Annotated in this window: 17 protein-coding genes and 3 pseudogenes; 4 read left to right on the top strand and 16 right to left on the bottom strand. The window is 63.6% G+C overall.

Features of this window, described 5'->3' with window-relative positions; translation table 11 throughout:
• Positions 1-124: 124 nt before the first annotated feature.
• A complete protein-coding gene (locus tag CDN38_RS32870; protein ID WP_082277116.1) occupies positions 125-640 on the bottom strand; it encodes a transposase in 516 nt (171 codons plus the stop codon).
• Here CDN38_RS32870 and CDN38_RS29295 point away from each other — a divergent pair.
• The gene (locus tag CDN38_RS29295; protein WP_180276293.1) at positions 571-762 is read left to right on the top strand and encodes a hypothetical protein; all 192 of its coding nucleotides are present in this window, start codon (positions 571-573) and stop codon (positions 760-762) included. The genes CDN38_RS32870 and CDN38_RS29295 overlap by 70 nt on opposite strands.
• 713 nt (positions 763-1,475) lie before the next feature.
• Here CDN38_RS29295 and CDN38_RS06150 read toward each other — a convergent pair.
• The 3 genes from CDN38_RS06150 to CDN38_RS06140 all read right to left on the bottom strand — a co-directional run bounded on the left by CDN38_RS06150 (position 1,476) and on the right by CDN38_RS06140 (position 2,896).
• A complete protein-coding gene (locus CDN38_RS06150; RefSeq protein WP_075510666.1) occupies positions 1,476-1,685 on the bottom strand; it encodes a hypothetical protein in 210 nt (69 codons plus the stop codon).
• A 517-nt stretch (positions 1,686-2,202) separates the two neighbouring features.
• On the bottom strand, positions 2,203-2,631 hold the full coding sequence (locus CDN38_RS06145) for a TA system VapC family ribonuclease toxin (RefSeq protein WP_075509577.1): 429 nt from the start codon (positions 2,629-2,631) through the stop codon (positions 2,203-2,205).
• Positions 2,621-2,896: a CopG family transcriptional regulator gene (locus tag CDN38_RS06140; protein WP_233026772.1), complete on the bottom strand. Its 276-nt coding sequence runs from the start codon at positions 2,894-2,896 to the stop codon at positions 2,621-2,623. Before CDN38_RS06140 ends, CDN38_RS06145 begins: the two co-directional genes overlap by 11 nt.
• Positions 2,897-2,954: 58 nt before the next feature.
• Between CDN38_RS06140 and CDN38_RS06135 the strand changes: the two are divergent.
• Positions 2,955-3,044 (top strand): annotated as a pseudogene (locus CDN38_RS06135) (ISAzo13-like element transposase-related protein); the annotation flags it as partial.
• A 58-nt stretch (positions 3,045-3,102) separates the two neighbouring features.
• Here the strand turns inward: CDN38_RS06135 and CDN38_RS06130 are convergent.
• The 9 genes from CDN38_RS06130 to phaZ all read right to left on the bottom strand — a co-directional run bounded on the left by CDN38_RS06130 (position 3,103) and on the right by phaZ (position 12,277).
• Positions 3,103-4,422 carry a LuxR C-terminal-related transcriptional regulator gene (locus CDN38_RS06130; protein WP_099318860.1) on the bottom strand — a complete coding sequence of 440 codons (1,320 nt, stop codon included), beginning with the start codon at positions 4,420-4,422 and terminating at the stop codon, positions 3,103-3,105.
• A 91-nt stretch (positions 4,423-4,513) separates the two neighbouring features.
• Positions 4,514-4,687: a helix-turn-helix domain-containing protein gene (locus CDN38_RS06125; protein WP_082276991.1), complete on the bottom strand. Its 174-nt coding sequence runs from the start codon at positions 4,685-4,687 to the stop codon at positions 4,514-4,516.
• A gap of 177 nt (positions 4,688-4,864) precedes the next feature.
• On the bottom strand, positions 4,865-5,998 hold the full coding sequence (locus CDN38_RS06120) for a PucR family transcriptional regulator (protein ID WP_075509022.1): 1,134 nt from the start codon (positions 5,996-5,998) through the stop codon (positions 4,865-4,867).
• A 90-nt stretch (positions 5,999-6,088) separates the two neighbouring features.
• A complete protein-coding gene (locus CDN38_RS06115) occupies positions 6,089-7,381 on the bottom strand; it encodes a cytochrome P450 (protein ID WP_075509023.1) in 1,293 nt (430 codons plus the stop codon).
• Positions 7,382-7,483: 102 nt separating this feature from the next.
• Entirely contained in the window at positions 7,484-8,326 is an 843-nt protein-coding gene (locus tag CDN38_RS06110; RefSeq protein ID WP_075509024.1) for an SDR family oxidoreductase, read from the bottom strand.
• Complete coding sequence (locus CDN38_RS06105; protein WP_099318859.1) at positions 8,323-9,369, bottom strand: Rieske 2Fe-2S domain-containing protein; 1,047 nt, start codon at positions 9,367-9,369, stop codon at positions 8,323-8,325. Before CDN38_RS06105 ends, CDN38_RS06110 begins: the two co-directional genes overlap by 4 nt.
• On the bottom strand, positions 9,366-10,340 hold the full coding sequence (locus tag CDN38_RS06100; protein ID WP_233026771.1) for a PDR/VanB family oxidoreductase: 975 nt from the start codon (positions 10,338-10,340) through the stop codon (positions 9,366-9,368). Before CDN38_RS06100 ends, CDN38_RS06105 begins: the two co-directional genes overlap by 4 nt.
• A 118-nt stretch (positions 10,341-10,458) precedes the next feature.
• Complete coding sequence (locus CDN38_RS06095) at positions 10,459-11,280, bottom strand: alpha/beta fold hydrolase (RefSeq protein WP_075509027.1); 822 nt, start codon at positions 11,278-11,280, stop codon at positions 10,459-10,461.
• A gap of 172 nt (positions 11,281-11,452) precedes the next feature.
• Positions 11,453-12,277 carry a poly(3-hydroxyalkanoate) depolymerase gene (gene phaZ / locus CDN38_RS06090; RefSeq protein WP_075509028.1) on the bottom strand — a complete coding sequence of 275 codons (825 nt, stop codon included), beginning with the start codon at positions 12,275-12,277 and terminating at the stop codon, positions 11,453-11,455.
• Positions 12,278-12,458: 181 nt separating this feature from the next.
• Here phaZ and CDN38_RS06085 point away from each other — a divergent pair, with 181 nt between their 5' ends.
• Complete coding sequence (locus CDN38_RS06085; RefSeq protein ID WP_075509029.1) at positions 12,459-14,129, top strand: long-chain fatty acid--CoA ligase; 1,671 nt, start codon at positions 12,459-12,461, stop codon at positions 14,127-14,129.
• A gap of 276 nt (positions 14,130-14,405) precedes the next feature.
• Here the strand turns inward: CDN38_RS06085 and CDN38_RS32865 are convergent.
• A pseudogene (locus CDN38_RS32865) lies at positions 14,406-14,531 on the bottom strand (hypothetical protein); the annotation flags it as partial.
• A 339-nt stretch (positions 14,532-14,870) separates the two neighbouring features.
• Between CDN38_RS32865 and CDN38_RS06070 the strand changes: the two are divergent.
• On the top strand, positions 14,871-15,188 hold the full coding sequence (locus CDN38_RS06070) for a hypothetical protein (RefSeq protein ID WP_075509031.1): 318 nt from the start codon (positions 14,871-14,873) through the stop codon (positions 15,186-15,188).
• A gap of 1,005 nt (positions 15,189-16,193) precedes the next feature.
• Here the strand turns inward: CDN38_RS06070 and CDN38_RS06060 are convergent.
• Positions 16,194-17,051, bottom strand: a complete 858-nt coding sequence (locus tag CDN38_RS06060) for an IS1 family transposase (RefSeq protein ID WP_201258240.1) — start codon at positions 17,049-17,051, stop codon at positions 16,194-16,196.
• A 41-nt stretch (positions 17,052-17,092) separates the two neighbouring features.
• Positions 17,093-17,390: pseudogene (locus tag CDN38_RS29930) on the bottom strand (hypothetical protein); the annotation flags it as partial.

Here is a 17,390-nt window from a genome sequence, read left to right as displayed (position 1 = left end):
CTCACGAAAACTGCCCGCGCAACACCCTCGGTGCCTGACGCGAAGATGCGGTGGTGAGTGGGCGTGGGTGACCGCCCGGCGAGCGTGACTGGCGCTGGGGCGGTTTGGGTTTAGGTTAGGTGGGTTAGGCGGCGGTTTGTCCGGCTCGGTAGGGCTCGCCGTTGGTGAGGATGTTCCAGACTGCGTTCAGGAGGGAATGTTCGATGGCTACGAGGGCGCGGGTTGGCCCGCGGCGGGCAGCGAGTCGCTTGTAGCGGTGTTGGAAGAATGACCCGTTGGTCCGCGCGGCGGCCATCGCGGCGATCCCGAGCGCACCTTTGAGGTGAGCGTTGCCCGGGCGCGTGTGCACCTGGCGGGACTTCCCGGCTGACTCATGCTGCCCTGGGCAGACACCAGCCCAGGAGGCGAGGTGGGCGGCGGTGTCGAAGCAGGTCATGTCGATCCCTGTCTCGGCGAGGATGTTCTCCGCGCCGTTGCACTGATACCGAGGATCGTTACGAGCAGATCCCGCGCCCAGCCCAGACTGTGCTCGGTGATGAGTGCGACGATCAGCCCGGTGAGCGTCTGGATGTGCGTATTGAGCAGGTCGATGCGGTCGAGATGCAGCCGGGTGAGATTGCCACGGTGGATATGCGCTCATCGGTCACGATTCGCCAAGGCCACGACGAGGTCGGGGCAACCCGAACGGACTTGCCCGACGCCGCAAGACATGCCGCGCTGGACAAACCACCCAGTCCCGATCCGACCACGATGACGTCGTAGTGGTGAGGACCGCCGGAGCGACTGTCCTGCGAGGCCGCGACCAGCTCTGGCACCCGCGTGAGCTTGTGACGCGGGCGCCCCTCGGCGCGGCCGCCCCGGCGTTCGCTGAGATCGATCGCGTTCCACCCGGTCAAATCCACAACGTCTCGGCTACGCTGCCGTAGCCGCGCAGCAACCGCAAAACGATCGAGTGAGCGGTCGGTGGACAGCCGACCGGCATCGGCGTCGTCCAGAAGTGCACGCACGGTGTCGCGGGCGCACTTCTTATTGGTCCCGATCACGCCTGTGGGTCCGCGTTTGATCCATCCCGTGACGTAGCTTCCCAGGCGCCCTACCACGCGGCCATCGATGTGCTCGATGACGCCGTGAGTGTCGTCGAACGGCAACCCTGGCAGGGGATTTCCCCGATAGCCGATGGACCTGATCAGCAGGCCCGTCGGGATGACGTCCGTGGCGGCGGGCTGAGCCTTCGTCCGCGTCCAAAGCAAGCCCTCGACCTTGTCGGCGCCCAGGACCTCTGTCGGCGTGCGCAGGAAGCGCAGTGCTATCGGTCGGCGGGCGTTCGGACGACGGTTGGCCGCGCACTGGACCAGGAGGTTGTTGGTTTGTGTCTGACTTCGCGCAACACCCGCTCGGCGTAGATCCTGCTGATTGGCCCGATGCCACGTGCGAGCACCAGAGCATGAAACACGTCGTTGGTCTTGGTCGCTGACTCAATACCAGGACCCGGTACGCGACACATTGCGCCTCCCACAGTGGGTCGTCTGCGAGTACAGGATCGGCATTGCGCCTGTATCAAAGCTGCCGCCGATTGCCAGATCCAGCTCTGTCTGCCCGGCGGCCAACCGGTTGGCCGCGGCCTTCAAGGCCATCAACTCCTCCTCGCCGGGTGCCGAACCAAGATGCTCGATCGAACGCGTCACCTTTGCGCCACGACCACACGACCTGCACCTCGAAGACGTGGTGCGCAAACGGCAAACCCGGCACTGACCGTTTGACACGGCCGAAGGTGGGAAGCCTCCTATGTGGCACGGTGCTCGAGCTAACGGCGCCATCGCCATTAAAGAGGTTTCGGTAATAGAGTGAGTCGTTGCGTCGGATTTGCCTTGCGGTGTAGGACAATTAGCGTGTGGCTGGATCTGGTGGCAAGAAGCGATCGAGGGCCGGCATTCAGCGATCGGGATGCGCTCACCTATCGACTACGAGCGCACACTGACTGTCACCACGGAAGCAAGTTAACCGTGTCCACTATTTTGGGGGAACCCCAGTTCGTGATGGCCGTTGTTTTCTTCCGATTGCCGGTCAATAGGCCGGGGTGCGCGCGGTCCGGCTCCGGGCACGGCACTTGGTCAGTCGGTCACCGGTGCTATCTGAGCCCAAACACTTGCCGGGAAGCCTATGGAAAGTGTTGTCCCGCAAACCCGCTTATCCGGCGGGCAGCTATGCGCTCAGCGGGTTCATCCAGCGAAGTCCGGGAAACCGCATGAAATCTGTGTCGGCAGAGGCTAATTCGACCCCGTGTTCGACCGCGAGCGCGGCTAGTTGGGCATCTGGCACGAGGTTACCCGTGATCTCCACTTGTTCGGACAGTCTCGCGTAGACCCGCGCTGTGGTCTCGGTCGCGGGTGGGATCCACACCACTGGGACGGCGAGCCACTCCGCCACGTATCTCCAAGCGGCGGGGCCGGACAACGGATTCTCAGCGACTCTTGGATGGGTAGCGATTCGCAAGAACGCACCGATTGTCTGCCAGGGCAAGCCGACTCGGCTATCGCCGTCAAGCACTTCTTCTAGCCAGGACGCGGCGGCGACGTTATGGGCGCTGCTCTCGTCGACGGCATACAGCAGCAAATTCGCGTCAACGATCATCGTCGAGCAGATCGAGCACGTCGGCGACGTTCGTGACGTCTACTTTCAGGCCGATACGCGAGGTCCGATGCTTGTACACAACCGACGTGGGTGGGGCTCCCCGGGCCATCCCTCTGCGCGCCAGCAGATTCAGGGCCTCGCTCAGGCCCATCCCCTCGCGGCGCAGGCGCTCGATCTCACTGGCGACATCGCTGTCAATCACCACCGTTGTCCGCACGAATCCGATAATAGCGGCAATCGCATCATGATGCATCACTGTCGGCATGGCCGTGCTTCGCGAACAGATCGGTGCTCAGGAGTCGCCGAGGCCCCAGCTGATGACCTGCCACCTGTCGCCCGGAACCTCAAAATGGAACAAGATCGAGCATCGGCTGTTTTCGCACATCTCGATGAACTGGCGTGGGCGGCCGCTAGTGCCGCCGACAGCCGACGGTCGCGACGCCTGCCAACGTTGGACGAGAAAATATCTCGCTATCGCGTGACGGTTGATAGACGTCCCTGCATTGCCGGTGCGGATCCATGCACGGCGGTCATCCGCATGTACCGAAACACCGCTTCAGCTCGATTCGACGCCTTCAACTTTCGCAGAATGTGCTTGACGTGCGTCTTGACGGTGCCCTCGGAGATCACTAGATGCGTTGCGATCGCACCGTTGCTCTTGCCTTGGGACATGAGCGCCACCACTTCGATCTCACGGCGCGATAGCAGCGACTCGATGCCGGAATTGGCGGCCAGTGATGCGGCGATGGGGGGTGGCGCAGCGACACCATCAGCCTGTGGCTGCGGGCGGACGAGCTCGGTCCGGGCGGTGCACAGGTCGTCCGCTGCGGTCGCGATGCCACGCACCATACGTTGAATCTCGTTGCGCGCCGCGCGTAATCGCTCGCTGAGCGCGGTGCGCTGGAATGCGTAGCCGAACGCCTCGGCGAACATCCACAGCACCGCCAAGTCCTCGTCGTCGACGTGCCGGCGGCTGACGTAGCAGTCGGCGTGCAGCAAGCCGATGATCCGGCCGTCGGGCATTATCGGCGCGGCGACATAGGACCGCGACAGCGACGCTTGCCCGATCGCGGCATTGGTGCGGCGATCATGTTGCGCGTCTCGGACGAGCACCGGAGCACGGCGACGCATGATTTCGCTTTCAATGAGCATGTGGTCGATGTGCACCGGATGGGCGCGCCCCACCCGGGCGATTTCGCTGGCCCATTCCGGGTCGCCCTTGACGTGAACGCTCTCCACCCACCACATCGACTCCTCGACGCGGGAGACGATGGCGCGATCGAAGCCGCATCGACACAGCTCGGCCGGCGCGCGCTCGAGCATCTGCTCGACCGAGTCGACACCGTGCAACCTGGATAGCGCGTTGCGGGTGGCGGCGTAGCGGCCATTCTTCTGCGTGGCCTGGGCTTCGGCGACCGCCAGTTGCAGGTGGCCAATTTTGGTGAGCAACGCGACGAGTTGCGAGCGGCTCGGTCCGTTGGTTGTCGAGCTCTTGCCGGCGACTTCGGCGAGATGACTGTAGGCCGACTTGAGGGCGGCGTGAATGTTTCCGAAGTTGCGGTCGTCGTGAAGCGTTTCAAGGTTTTCGAGTTCGGGCAGCGCGGCGACCTCGCGCAACGCCAACACGACTCGCTCCCGTAGTTCCGGATCGCGCAGGGGATCGCCCACGAGAGACCACTTCCCAGCGTCGGCAACGCGGATGGAACGGATTTCCGGAAAACGCAGCACGTTCTCACCGGGTCGGGGCCAGAAATCGGCGGTGCCGGGCGGATCTAAGGTGGCGGTACTCATGTGGCCAAAGCTACTGAGGCGTGCGCCCCTTCAACATGGAAGCCGCTTCCAAATCTCACGCCGGGCACTGGAAGCCGGCCACAGGGCGGCGCTAGGAAGTTTGCGTGTCGGATTGGCCCGCGGAGGCTAGCCCGCCGGGACTGAGGTTGGTGCTGGCATCAGCGAGGCGCAACGCCACCTCAAGCTCGAGTCGGCGGTCGACTAGCGAACGGCCGAGCAGGTCTTTCGCCTGTTCAACGCGGTACATCACGGTGTTTTGATGCACACCTAACGGGGTTTCACCCCAGCCCGACGAGGCATGTCGTGGTCAGCTTTGGTCTTGGGGCTCCGGTCGGATGGGGTTGAGACCGTGACCGGCGGACCGGTGCCCTGGAAAACCTCAGTCGCACAACACTATTGGCCGCCTAGACGCCAAATCGAGCCCAAGTACGTCAAACTTGACTCAAAATTCCGGCTGTGCCGGATCTAGCGAAGCTAGCCGTTCGGCAGTCTTTGCCCAGCTCATACCCTCCTCGAAGAAGGCGACAAGCGTCGCACGGAGCCTGCGGCTGCGCTCAGTGTCCAAACTGAGCTCGCCAAGCTCTGCTTTGACGAACTGCCCCGCGGCCGACAGATCCTGGGTCAGTAGCGCGCGCAGCACCATGTCGTGGTAGCGGGCAACCGTGCCCGACGGGTGGGAAAACACACCGCTCGCGCGGCGGCCGTCACGCGCCTGGCGATGGGACTGGATGAACCCGTTCAGCCCGGCGCCGATTCCCCCGACCGAGGCGAGAAGCGGCGCGTCGACCGACAATGCGCCGGGCGGGGAATCGGTCACGTTTGGTCCGCCCGTCCAAGCCCAGACCATTGACGGGCCCGCCGGAACGACCAGTAGCTCTACGCCCTTGAGTTTGTGTGCGACCGCGGCGGCGGCACCTTTCAATGCCTGTAGCGACGGTTTGTGTTGCGAGCGGGGATCAACCCAAACCATCAGTGCGACGTGTCGTCGTTCCAGGTTGTATCCGAGCGCCGCGCTCGTCGCATGTAGATCAACTGGACGTCCCGCCACGATCGCGTGGACCAGTTCCGCACGAACGGAGTCGGCGCTTCGTATCCAAAGCTCGCGTTCCCGCTGGTAGTAATCGACGAGGTCGCCGGAGACCTTTTCGCAGAATCCGTAGAGGTACCGTGAGGCGGAATTGGCCAACTGCCACTTCACCTTTTCGGGAGCATCCAGCCGCTGCACCGCCTCACGTATTGCCGCGTCGCACATGCCCAACCCGATCACATAGCAGCGCGGAATCGCCGCGACGCTGATGCCTCGCTGCGCCAAGGTGGATACCCAGTTGAGGGTCACCTCTGGGGCCTGTGCCGAGGCCGGCGACTCGCAGGTAGCGAACCCGCGCAGCACCGCCTGCACGTTGGGCAACGCGGCCTCGACCGTCAACTGCTCGAGGTCCTTGTCTTCGGGCTGGTGCAGTTCTGCGACCACCGCCACCGCGCGCAGGCCGATGCGCTCGGCTAGCTCGGCCACGTCAATCGATGCCGCGACCGCGGCGGCCTCCTGAGCTGCGACGTGTACGAGGTCCTGAGCCAATTACGCCCCTAGATCGCATCGACAAGGGCGACAGTAGCATTTTTTCGCCCCCCGACAGCCGGAAAGCCGCGCGGTTGCTCGTGGTGATGGTCAGGTACGGGTTGGAGGCGTCCAGCGCGCCGGCAGCGAGTGCACGCCGTGGATGAAATTGTTGATCTGGAACTCGGGCTCGCCAGCCAGAGTGATATCGGGAATGCGCGCATAAAGCTCGGTGAGGACCGCGCTGAGCATCTGACGCGCAAGGGTGTTGCCGAGGCAGAAATGTGGGCCACCGGCGCCGAAGCCAAGGTGATCGTTCGGGTTGCGAAGGATGTCGAACTTGCCCGGATTCTCGAACTCCTCAGCATCGCGGTTCGCCGAGCAGTACCACATCACGACGTGCTCGCCCTTCTTGATCTCGGCGTCGCCGATCGTCGTGTCCGCCGTGGCGGTGCGCCGGAAATGCATGACCGGGCTGCTGTAGCGCACGACCTCCTCCACAGCAGTGCCCACCCGGCCGGGAAGGTCCTCAACGAGCAGATCGCGCTGGTCCGGGTGCTGCGCGAACAGCCGCACCGCGTGTGCGATGGTGTGGCGGGTGGTGTCGTTGGCGGCCGAACCCAGCAGCGAGAAAAACGACATTATTTCTTGGTCGTCGAGCTTCTTGCCCTCGAACTCCGCGTTGGCGACCCAGCTCATGAGATCGTCCTTCGGATCCTTGCGGCACTTCTTAGCCTGCGCGAGCGCGACGGCCTGAATGCGCATGGCTTCCTCTACATGCGTGGTCAGGGCATCACGACCCAGCGCCATCCGCGGGTCGTCCCACGCCAGCATCCGCTCGGCCGCCTCCATGATGATGTGTTGCTCTTCGCTGTCGCGTTCGACGCCGAAAAAGTGAGCGAAGATCCGGCCGGGGACGTACTTCGCGTACAGATCGGCGAAGTCGCCCTCGCCGCGGTCAATGATCTCGTCCAAGCGCTCCCGTGCGGTTTGGGCCACCCAGTCAGCCAATTTCCGGATGTTGCGCACGGTGAAGGCCTGCTGGATCAGGCCGCGCAGCCTGCGATGGTCCTCGCCATCCATCACCAGAAACGACGCCGTGGCCCTGATGGCATCTATCGGCATGTCCTCCATCAACACGCCTAGGCCGGAGCAGAACAGCTCCTTGGTGCGGGAAACGTGGCGACAATCCGCGGCTTTGGTGACCGACCAGAATCCCGGCGTGTTCTCATCCGGTGGCAGCAATGTCGACTCGTACGGCCGGCTATAGGAGACGGGCCGCTCCGTGCGCAATCGCGCGAAGGCCTTATCCCGCTGCTCGAAGTCCTGTTCCCAGAACGACCTGGCGGCTAGGTCCAATTCGGGGTCCGTGATCATCAGGGGGTGTTCGGCAATTCTGGTCATGAAAGCAGGTTGCCACCGGCCGATTCGCCTGACGATCCGGCACACGGCGGAAGCACATCTCTCGTTGGGGGTGCCTGGTGGGGATAGGCCCACATCGCGACGTCATCGATCACCTGCCGGCGTGCGGTCTGCCGACGCCACCGCGAGCGCGTGGTTGAAGATGCCCGACCCGGACAACGCCAGTCCACCGTCCACCACGATGCGCGCGCCCGTCACGAACGACGCCAGCGGCGATGCCAAAACCACCGCCATGGCTCCGACCTCTTCGGCCGTGCCAAACCGGCCCAACGCGATGCCGTCGGTCCAGGCCTGGCGGCCAACCTGCGCGGCCAGCCGTTTCATTCCTTCCGTACCCTCGATCGGACCGGGGACGATGGTGTTGCTACGGATGCCGTGCGGGCCCCACTCCAGGGCGAGGTGTCGCACTAGGCTGTCGATCGCCGCCTTGGCGGCGCCGACGTGTGCCTGATACAGATACGGCGCGTCCGACTGACCCGCCGAGATGAACAGCAGGCTGCCGCGTGTCTCCTTGAGTTGATCGAAAGCCGCATGCGCCGCGTGAAACGAGCCGAGCAGGTCGATGTCGATGACGGTTCGGAATCCATTGCTCGACATCGTCTCCGCGGGAGCCAGGAAGTTGCCGGCGGCCCCGCAAACCACGGTGGATATCGGCCCAATGTCATTGCGCGCCTTAATAAATGCGGCTGACATCGCATCCATGTCGCGGACGTCGGCCACCGATATCGACACTGTTGCCCCGAGTTCACCGAGTTCTTCGGCGGCCGCCTCCAGGCGCTCCGGGGTGCGGCCACAGATCGCGATGTCGGCGCCCACCTGTGCGAAGCAGCGCGCTATGCCGAGGTTAACGCCGCTGCCACCACCGGTGATGAAAGCGGATGTGCCACTGAGCAGTTCCGGCGACAGGTAGGTGGTGATCGCTTTCATGCCTGCACCGGCATCCCGGCGGTGGGGGAGCGGTACTGGCGTTCGTGTGTGAGCATCGACTCGACGATGCGGCGCACTTTCAGGACTCCCGCGTCGGCCGACACATGGAATCCATTCGCGGCGCCTGCATAACCGACGGTGTCCTGGATCGTCTCGACGACGCCGACGTCGACCCGCATGACCTGCTCGAAGACGGCGTGTAACCTTTGTCCGACCCGCTCGTCGTCGAGGCTGTAGTTGCGGGCGAACTGCCAGAAAAGATGGGTATTCCAAGGCGTTTCAGGCGTCACGGCTTGGATTCGGACCTGCCCGAAGGTCTGGCCGTCGGCACCGAAGAGATCCCACCCTTCCACCAGCACGGCGGGCGAGATGAACGTGCCGTAATGCCGGCGGTGGTAATCGCGATCACGCGGCAGGCCCGTCGCCGCCGCTTCCCAGTCGGCCAGCGGCGCCACCGGCATGTTGCGGGAGAACGTCACCGACGTCTCGGACACCTCGATTTCGTCGAGGGGCGCCACCGAGCCGATGGTCGGCGGCGTCTCCTGCGGGTGCACCCACGGGATGTGCGTCAGGTCGAGATAGTGCTCGTGCACCAGCATGTAGTTGGCGTTCACGCGAAGTGAGGTGCCCGACGAAGCCCAATCGTGCCCGGTCAACCATGGCAGCGCGGGCACCGGCCGGCCTGCTGAGCGCCCGGGCGCGCCGAGCCAAATCCACACGAACGGAGCAACTTCACGGACGGGATAACGCGCGACGCAAGCTCCGTACGGCGGGTGGGGCTGCGACGGAACCTTCGCACAGGCTCCGGTCGGGTCGTACTGGAACCCGTGGTAGCCACATTCGATGTTGTCGCCCTTGACATGTCCCTTGGATAGCGGATAACCGCGGTGACCGCACTGGTCGGCGAGCGCAACGATCTGGCCTGACTCTTGTCGGTAGAGCACGACACGACGATCCAGCAGCCGGCGGCCAAGAGGCGCTGTGCCGATCTCGTCACTGACGGCCGCCACGTACCAGCAGTCCCGGGGGTAGTTCGCGGTCATATGTCGAGCACCAGCTTTTCCGATAGCGACCGCGACACGCAAATCATCATGCAATCGTTCTCGGCCTTTTCGTCATCGTCGAGCACCGAATCGCGGTGATCGGGGCTGCCTTCCAGCACGGCCACCTCGCACGTACCGCAGATGCCCTCCATACACGACGCCAGCATGCTGACCCCTTTCGCCTTGATCGCCGCGAGGATTGATTCGCCAGGCCCGACGTCGACGGTGATGCCGGAGCGCTGGCATACGACCTGGAAGTTGTCGAGGGCTTCTTCGGACGGCGTGTGCGCATCTGGCTTGGCCGCGAATCGTTCGATGTGCAGCGCGTTTTTCGGCCAGGACTGGCAGAACTGTTCGACGGCGCTGAGTAAGCCTTCGGGCCCGCAGCAGTACACCAGGGTGTCGTCACGCGGGCTGCCGAGGACGCTGGCAAGGTCTGGCATACCCTGCTCGTTCAGGGGCCAGATCGTCACCCGCTCACCGTATTTCGAGAGTTCATCCACGAAGGCCATCGATGATCGCTGTCGCCCGCCATACAGCAGGTGCCAGTCAGCTCCGTCCGCTTGCGCCGCCTCGATCATCGGCAGCATCGGGGTGATGCCGATGCCTCCGGCGATGAACTGGTATCGATTCGCCCGTTGGAAAGGGAAATGGTTGCGGGGACCGCGGACTTGGATCCGGCAACCCCGGTGCAATTCGTGATGAACGTGCTTGGATCCGCCGCGGCCGTTCGGATCGAGCAGGACGCCCACCTTCCATCGCCGTCGGTCGAGCGGGCTCGAACACAACGAGTACTGTCGCACCAGCGAGTCGGTCAATATCAAATCGATGTGCGCGCCGGGGTTCCAGTCCGGCAGGTCGCCACCGGACGGCTCTTCGAGCACCAGGCCAACTACGTCGTCGGCGAGTTCTTCGCGTTCGGCGACGATCAGTTCGACCGTGCGCTCCTGCATCTGCGGAACTTGGCTCACCCGAACTCCTTTGACACGATCACTGCTAAGCGCATGTCATCGAGCGTGCGGCGTGTGAGATCGCGCAACAAGCCGTCGGAGGATGGACCGTTATACCCCGAATGGGAGTATTCGAGGGTTAGGCGCGATCGAGGAAGTCCTCGACGATGGGAGCCAGCTCGTCGGCACTCGTCACAAGCCCGAGATGACCATCGTGGAAGACGTGCAGCTCGGCGTTCGGAAGTAGTGCGCGCATGAGTCTTCCGTTCACCGGTGGAATGATCGGGTCATCGTCCCCGGTCAGGATCAGCGTCGGCTGCCGGATCAACCGGGCGAACGGAACGCTTGTCCAACCCAGCGCGGCGAGCTGCTGGTAGAACAGACCGCGCCGATCGTTGTGCATGTGCTCGAAGATGGCAGGTGTCGGGGATCCCGTCCTGGCCTTGCCGCCATAAATTGTGGGCGCAACCTCACGGGCGTGGGTGGGATCGTCAAAGCGGCGCCGGGTAAGCATCTCGCGTACGACGCCCAGCCGGCGTGGTATGGGGGGGCCTAGAGTGCTACTGACCACGATCAGCCTGCGGCACCGGTGACCGTATTGAAACGCGAACTGCTGTGCCAGCGCTCCTCCCCAAGATACGCCGAGCACGTCGACGATCGGCACCTGCAGCGCATCGAGCAGGCGGCTCGTCAACTTTGCCGGCATGCGCATCCGGTATGGCCGTGAAGGCGTTTCGGACTCGCCTACCCCCGGGACGTCGAAGCGGATCACGCCGGTCTGGGGCGGCAGGGCATCGACGAAGGGTTGGAGTCCCTCCAGGCTCACCCCAAGACCGTTGCACAGCAGCAACGGTGGGCGGCTACCGTCGCCGTCGCGGACAGCGACCCGGAGCCGACGGCCGTCGACGTCGACGAAACTCCTCCAGGAGTCCGGCTCTTGCTGGCCGCGAACGGAATTCATTACTTTGCTCCCTGCGGTGGGTTGCGGTAACGGGTCATTGCGACCGGTTGGTCGGTCGGGAGTTGGCAGTGGCACGTACACGTCATTCAGCGCGGATGCTTCCTCGCAGCGGGATTGGGCTGGCGGCCGTCGAAGATGCACCGCCATACCCCGAACGCGACTATTCGCGCGGCTATTGCCGATCAAGGAATTCCTCGACGATAGGGGCGAGCTCGTCGGCACTCGTCACCAGTCCCAGGTGACCGTCGTGGAAGATCTTGAGCTCAGAGTTCAGCAGCGCCTGGCGCAGCATCCTGCCGTTCACCGGTGGAATGACCGGGTCGTCGTCTCCGGTCAGGATCAGGGTCGGTTGGCGAATCAGGGGGGCAAACGGAAGGCTGGTCCAGCCCAGCGCGGCCAGCTGCTGGTAGAACAGACCGCGCCGGTCATTGCGCATGTGCGTGAAGATGGGAATTGATTGCTTTTCCGAACGAGCCTTGCCGCCATAGATATTCGGTGCGATCCGCCGGGCGTGTTCGGGGTCGTCGAAACGCCGGCGGGAAAGCATTTCCGGGATCACCCGCGGGCGGCCGGGTATACCTCCCAACACACCCAGTGCGGTACTGACCAGGATCTGCTTGCGGCAGCGGTGACGATGTTGGAACGAAAACTGTTGTGCCAGCGCGCCTCCCCAGGAGACGCCGAGCACGTCCACCTGGGGAACCTCGAGGACGTCGAGCAAATGGCTTGTCAGCCGCGCGATTCCCCACATCCGATACGGCAGCACCGGGGTCGGCGACTCCCCGATCCCTGGGACGTCGAAGCGGATCACACCCGTCTGCGGCCGCAGCGCGTCGACGAACGGCTGGAGCCCCTCCAGGCTCACCCCGAGCCCGTTGCACAGCAGTAGCGGGGGACGGCTTCCGTCGCCTTCCCGTACCGCGACCCGTACTCGGCGGCCAGCGACGTCGACGAAGCGCGTCTCCAAGTCCTGCTCCTGACTTGGGCGTGTACTCATTGGTCTCCTCTGTGAAGTCATCCGGCGCGGACGTTACCTGCCGGGGGAGGCCACTTTGGGGCTGGAAAGCCGGTCGGGGGAGGCAGTTCCTACGGATGGGAGATCGCCCACGAGCAAGGTGGTCCATAGCGTTGACTTGCATGGACGAGCCACTTCGCTGTGTCCGGAGGAGAAGAATCCGATGTTGGAATCGCTAGTCCAAAACGAGTACGAGATCACCCTCCAGCACGTCATGCGGCGCATGCGCACCATGAATTCCCAGATCGAAGTCGTCACACTGCTCGATGCCGACGGGAACACCACTCGAACCACGTACGGCGACGTGGTTCGCAGAGCCGACAGGCTAGCCAACGCTCTGCATGGTTTCGGTGTGCGGCCCGGCGACCGGGTGGCAACGTTCGCGTGGAATACCCAGCAGCACTTGGAGGCTTATCTTGCGGTGCCCTGCATGGGTGTCGTCTTGCACACGTTGAACATTCGACTTTCCGACGAGCAGCTGGCCTATGTCGTCAACCACGCGAAAGACCGTGTGATCATCGTCGACGATTCGCTTGTTCCGCAGCTCGAGAAGGTCCTTCCCGAGATCGGCGGCGTCGAGCGGTTCATTGTCATCGGCGACGGGAGTAGCGGAAGCCTTCCCAACGTCTGCCGATATGAGGAGCTGATTTCCGATCAGGCTGACGGCTACGACTACCCCGAGCTCGACGGCCGGGCCGCGGCCAGCCTGTGTTACACCAGCGGCACCACCGGCAACCCGAAGGGCGTGCTCTACGGACACCGCTCCACGGTGCTGCACGCCATGGCCGAGTGCCTGACGGACACCCTCGACGTGCGTTCCAGCGATCGTGTCCTTCCGGTCGTTCCGATGTTCCATGCCAACGCGTGGGGCCTGCCGTATACCTGCGGGATGATTGGCGCGCCGCTGATCATGCCGAACCGTTTTCTTCAGGCCGACCCGTTGTTGAAGTTGATCGAATCCGAGCGTGTGACGTATGCCGCTGCGGTGCCAACAATCTGGAGCGACGTGCTGCGCAAAGCTGAGGACAAGCCGGAGGCACTGTCGACACTGCGACGCGTCGTCTGCGGCGGGGCGGCTGTGCCGAGATCGCTGATGGAACGGTTTGAAGAGGCGTTCGGCACGCCGCTCATCCAGGGCTTCGGCATGACCGAAACAAGTCCGCTGGTAGCGGTTGCCGAAGCGCCGGCCGGTGCGACCGGCGAGGAGCTGTGGCGCTATCGATCAAAGACGGGACGCATCAGCCCGCTTGTCGAGGCCCGGATCGTCGACCCATCGGGAAACGAGTTGCCATGGGACGGCGAGCAGAGCGGCGAGCTGGAGCTCGCGGGTCCCTGGATCGCGTCTGGCTACTACCTCGACGAGCAGGCGGGGCAGGAGAAATTCCATGACGGCTGGTTGTGCACCGGAGACGTCGCGACAATCGACCTCCTGGGTTATATCCAAATCACCGACCGCGCCAAGGACGTGATCAAGTCTGGCGGCGAATGGATTTCGTCGATAGAGATGGAGAACGCGCTGATGTCGCACCCGGCGGTGCTCGAGGCTGCGGTGATCGCCAAGCCTGATGAGCGCTGGACCGAACGACCTTTGCCATGCGTAGTGGTCGACGCCGCCGAAGCCGCGACGCCTGAAGCGCTCAACGAGCACCTCAAGGCCCAGTTCGCCAAGTGGCAGCTCCCCGACGAATACGCCTACATCGTCGAGGTTCCCAAAACCAGCGTCGGCAAGTTCAACAAGAAGGAGCTGCGCAAACTGCTCTCCGACGGGCAGCTGCCCGGTCGGCAACCGGTACGCTCCGAGCGCGAGAGGGCGGCCGTCAAGGGTTCCGACTAAGTCTTGATCGGATAGCCCTGCGGCTCAACGTCATTGCGCGCGCGCCACGCCGCTGACGGCATGCTGTCGCGTCGCTACATGGTCGCGCCCAGAAGTTCGTCGGCGGTCAGGCTGATCCCGACGAGTACGGCGCGCTGCGGCGCCCTGCCGCCGGTCGAGCAGAGCATGGGGTGGACGCGTGCGGGGATCGCACAAACCAAGGCCCGGCGGTTGGGTTTGCTTGAAGTCGTTGTGCGCATGCGGATTCGCCGCGGGAGGTCCTGCTGATGGCTGAACCTAAGGGTCGCCATCCTCGTCGGGTGCGAAGAGTTTCTCGGGGTGATGGAAGGTGTTGACCCGCGGTTGGCTCCTCAGACGGGTGGAGTCGAGGTGGGCCGGTGGGAGCCATTGGGTGTCGCCGTGAACAAATTATTTAGCCGCTATAGCGGTCGCACGGATGGCGTAGGCGGCCTGTTGAGTTAGCCGACTTTAACGGGTTAGTCGGCGCGCCAACAGTTTTCGTCTAGCGCTATCGGAAGCGCGGAGACGCTATAGTCTTCGGGAGCCCCCGGCGATGAGCAGACCCGCAGGAGCCGAGGGCTGCCTACTGCGAGCCCCGATGGTTTGGCGCTAGGTATGTACAGACGCTCATTGAGGGTGCCGGAACGGTGCCCGTGCGTGGTTAACCAGAGGGGTACGTCGGGTCGCCCCGGCTCAGGGATGCCCGCGAAATCGAACCGAACCCTTCGGAGATTTCGCGCGATGTCCGTCACAGCCGCCAAACTCAAGTCATTGCCCAACCTGCGCCCCGCGCCATTCCTCACCTCCGGCCAGCTCGGCAGGGAGATCAAACTGCCGCAGAGCCGCATCCAAGAACTTGTGGCCGAGGGCCTGCCCGCCTACCAATTAGATCAGCGTCGTTACGTTTTCGACCGCGACGAGGCGGTGGCCTGGTTGGTCGAGCACGGCCACCTCGTCGATAAGTACCGCGCCGCAATTAGAAGGCTGGTTGATGACGCGCCGCCGCTGACCCCCGAGCAGGCCGCGAAGATCCGCGCGGTTCTTGGCGGAGCCGCATGACAGCCCTGTCAAAGCCGGCAACCGTGACGCCGGAACCGCCTGTGCAGCAGCGGGAATGACCCAAGAAAGAGCGATGCCGCTGGGGACGCGCGTTTCGCCTTCGCGCGATGTGCCCAGCGGCACCACCAACGACTCCCGATGAAGAAGGGGACCCGATGAGCACCCCCACCGACGGGATGCACAATATGAACGATACCGCTCCTGGTGGCAGTCCCGCTCGCGCGAACGCCGCTGGCCACAACGGGTGCGAACTGTTCCACGCCGCCGATTCCGCTGGCCCTGACACCGACGACGGGACTGACATGGCCGGCCGGAGGCCGGGCGATGGGGGCCACAACCCGTTCGACACTAAGGGCGTCAACGCCAAGCATGCTGAGGACGCGAAATATGGCTCGGCGCAGGCCGCTACCGTCATAGGCGGGCTGTACGCCGCCGAGCACGGCAAGGCTCGGGGCAGTTCCCGGCGGGCAAGGGCGGGTACGACGCGGTGGCGGCACTCAGCTGGCATACAGGCTGCCAGCGCCAAGGATGCCGGCTTGATCGACCATATTCCCTCCGAGGCCGACGTAGTGCGGTGGTATCGGCGACGACACGTGGGAGCTACCGGAGAAGGCCAGCGTTACCCTCGCCGGGCTCAAGGTTGCGATCAAGGGCCTCGATCCCGAGCGCAACATAGCGCTGACGACCATCGCCACGCTCGCCGCCCAGGATCAGCCGTGGGTAGTGGGTCAGTTTGACGGCGGATGAGTGGGCGGCTACGGCGAGGTACGCTATACGACTTCGCCGAAAGCGGAGTTCTTGGCAAGGCTCGCTATGGTCCCATTCCGGCGCTGGTTATCGCGCAAGCTCTACTTGTTGTCGTGCCGCATCTACGAGGATTGGCACGAAATCGAACTGATTGCCGACAGTGAACGTATCCGATTCTGCTGCTACGGCGACTTCACCGGGTCATGGCCTGAGCGCTGGGAGTTCAGCTGCTCATGTGAACGGCGCGCCACCCAACACTCAGTCGAGTAGGGCTGCGATGTCGCGGTGCGTCCAAACGCGCCGTTCGATGCCTGCAGCCATTGCGGGCGTGACCTTGTGCCCGCCAGCGTCCTTGGTGAGCGTGGCGTGGGGCCGGGCAAAGTTGTAGTTCATGTAATGCTGTGATACCGCGTGCGCCAAGTTCTCCACCTTCTTGCTGAACCCGTTGGTGAGACGGGTGAAGCGTCGCATGCCCATGCGCATGGTGAGGTTCTGGCGTTCCACATAGGACGTGCTGGCCTTGTCCATGTCCGGGTCACCATTGACCTTTCTGATCTCGATTCCGGTGCAGACGGCGGGGCTGTAGTGGCGTTCGTTGTCCGCGCCGCCAGGGGCGTCGTAGAGCTTGTGCAGCACGGCGTAGTCGATGTCTCCGGCGAACGCCGTTTCTACGGCATTCACATAGAGGCGCAACCCGTCGGTCGTCAGCTGTATCCGACTGGCGAGCCGGGATGCCAAGTCGCGCATGAACACTTCGGCGTCGAACGCGGTCCGTTCCCCGACTAGCCAACTGGGCACGATTTTGGTGGGGTCGGCGCAGAATGCAGTCCATGTCCATACGTCGCCGTAGCCGAACTTGCCACGGTGTTCATCGGGCACGTTCTTCTGTTTGGAGTAGCAGAACGACCAGATCTCGTCGCACTGAATGTTCTTGCGGGGCAAGTAAAGTAGCGCGCCGTCCTGACATTCGGCGCATGCGCGTCCAAGGTCGACCAGCAATTTGGTGATGGTGTTCTTCGCGGCCCCAGTGACACGCACCGTGGCGCGGATACTCATACCCTCACACAGACAGGACACGATCTGTGCCCGCTGATCGGTGGAGAGCCGGTTGACCATACTGACTATTATGCTTGAGCGGTCACGTATAGTAACGACGATTAGCGCCATTTCGAGGGACGTGACCAGGTATTTCCCGAAGTCTCCTCGATCACGGTCTGGGGCAGCTGGGATTGCTTGATTCGCTGCGCGCCGATGTGAAATGAGTTCGGCATCAACGACTTCAATTCATTCGAATAGCGTTCCGGTGTGCTTCCCCCGGTTTCTCGGAGACTTCCGAACCAGGTTTGATCTTGAGATGCCTGGAGGAAGGAAGTGTGCAGTGGCAGCGAACAGGAAGTATCCGGCCGAGCTGCGTGAACGCGCGGTGCGGTTGTATCGGGAGTCTGATCCAAAGCC

Origin of the sequence: Mycobacterium ostraviense, assembly GCF_002705925.1 — a bacterium.
Taxonomy (GTDB): Bacteria; Actinomycetota; Actinomycetes; order Mycobacteriales; family Mycobacteriaceae; genus Mycobacterium; species Mycobacterium ostraviense.
The sequence above is the reverse complement of the archived record's forward strand: the minus strand, read 5'-3'. Positions and strand labels throughout refer to the sequence as shown.

What these genes read in the sequence shown, in the direction of transcription:
- CDN38_RS32870 (WP_082277116.1), bottom strand. Translation starts at nt 640, where the DNA reads ATGAGCGCATATCCACCGTGGCAATCTCACCCGGCTGCATCTCGACCG.
- CDN38_RS06145 (WP_075509577.1), bottom strand. Translation starts at nt 2,631, where the DNA reads ATGATCGTTGACGCGAATTTGCTGCTGTATGCCGTCGACGAGAGCAGC.
- CDN38_RS06140 (WP_233026772.1), bottom strand. Translation starts at nt 2,896, where the DNA reads ATGCCGACAGTGATGCATCATGATGCGATTGCCGCTATTATCGGATTC.
- CDN38_RS06130 (WP_099318860.1), bottom strand. Translation starts at nt 4,422, where the DNA reads ATGAGTACCGCCACCTTAGATCCGCCCGGCACCGCCGATTTCTGGCCC.
- CDN38_RS06115 (WP_075509023.1), bottom strand. Translation starts at nt 7,381, where the DNA reads ATGACCAGAATTGCCGAACACCCCCTGATGATCACGGACCCCGAATTG.
- CDN38_RS06110 (WP_075509024.1), bottom strand. Translation starts at nt 8,326, where the DNA reads ATGAAAGCGATCACCACCTACCTGTCGCCGGAACTGCTCAGTGGCACA.
- CDN38_RS06105 (WP_099318859.1), bottom strand. Translation starts at nt 9,369, where the DNA reads ATGACCGCGAACTACCCCCGGGACTGCTGGTACGTGGCGGCCGTCAGT.
- CDN38_RS06095 (WP_075509027.1), bottom strand. Translation starts at nt 11,280, where the DNA reads ATGAATTCCGTTCGCGGCCAGCAAGAGCCGGACTCCTGGAGGAGTTTC.
- phaZ (WP_075509028.1), bottom strand. Translation starts at nt 12,277, where the DNA reads ATGAGTACACGCCCAAGTCAGGAGCAGGACTTGGAGACGCGCTTCGTC.
- CDN38_RS06085 (WP_075509029.1), top strand. Translation starts at nt 12,459, where the DNA reads ATGTTGGAATCGCTAGTCCAAAACGAGTACGAGATCACCCTCCAGCAC.
- CDN38_RS06070 (WP_075509031.1), top strand. Translation starts at nt 14,871, where the DNA reads ATGTCCGTCACAGCCGCCAAACTCAAGTCATTGCCCAACCTGCGCCCC.
- CDN38_RS06060 (WP_201258240.1), bottom strand. Translation starts at nt 17,051, where the DNA reads ATGGTCAACCGGCTCTCCACCGATCAGCGGGCACAGATCGTGTCCTGT.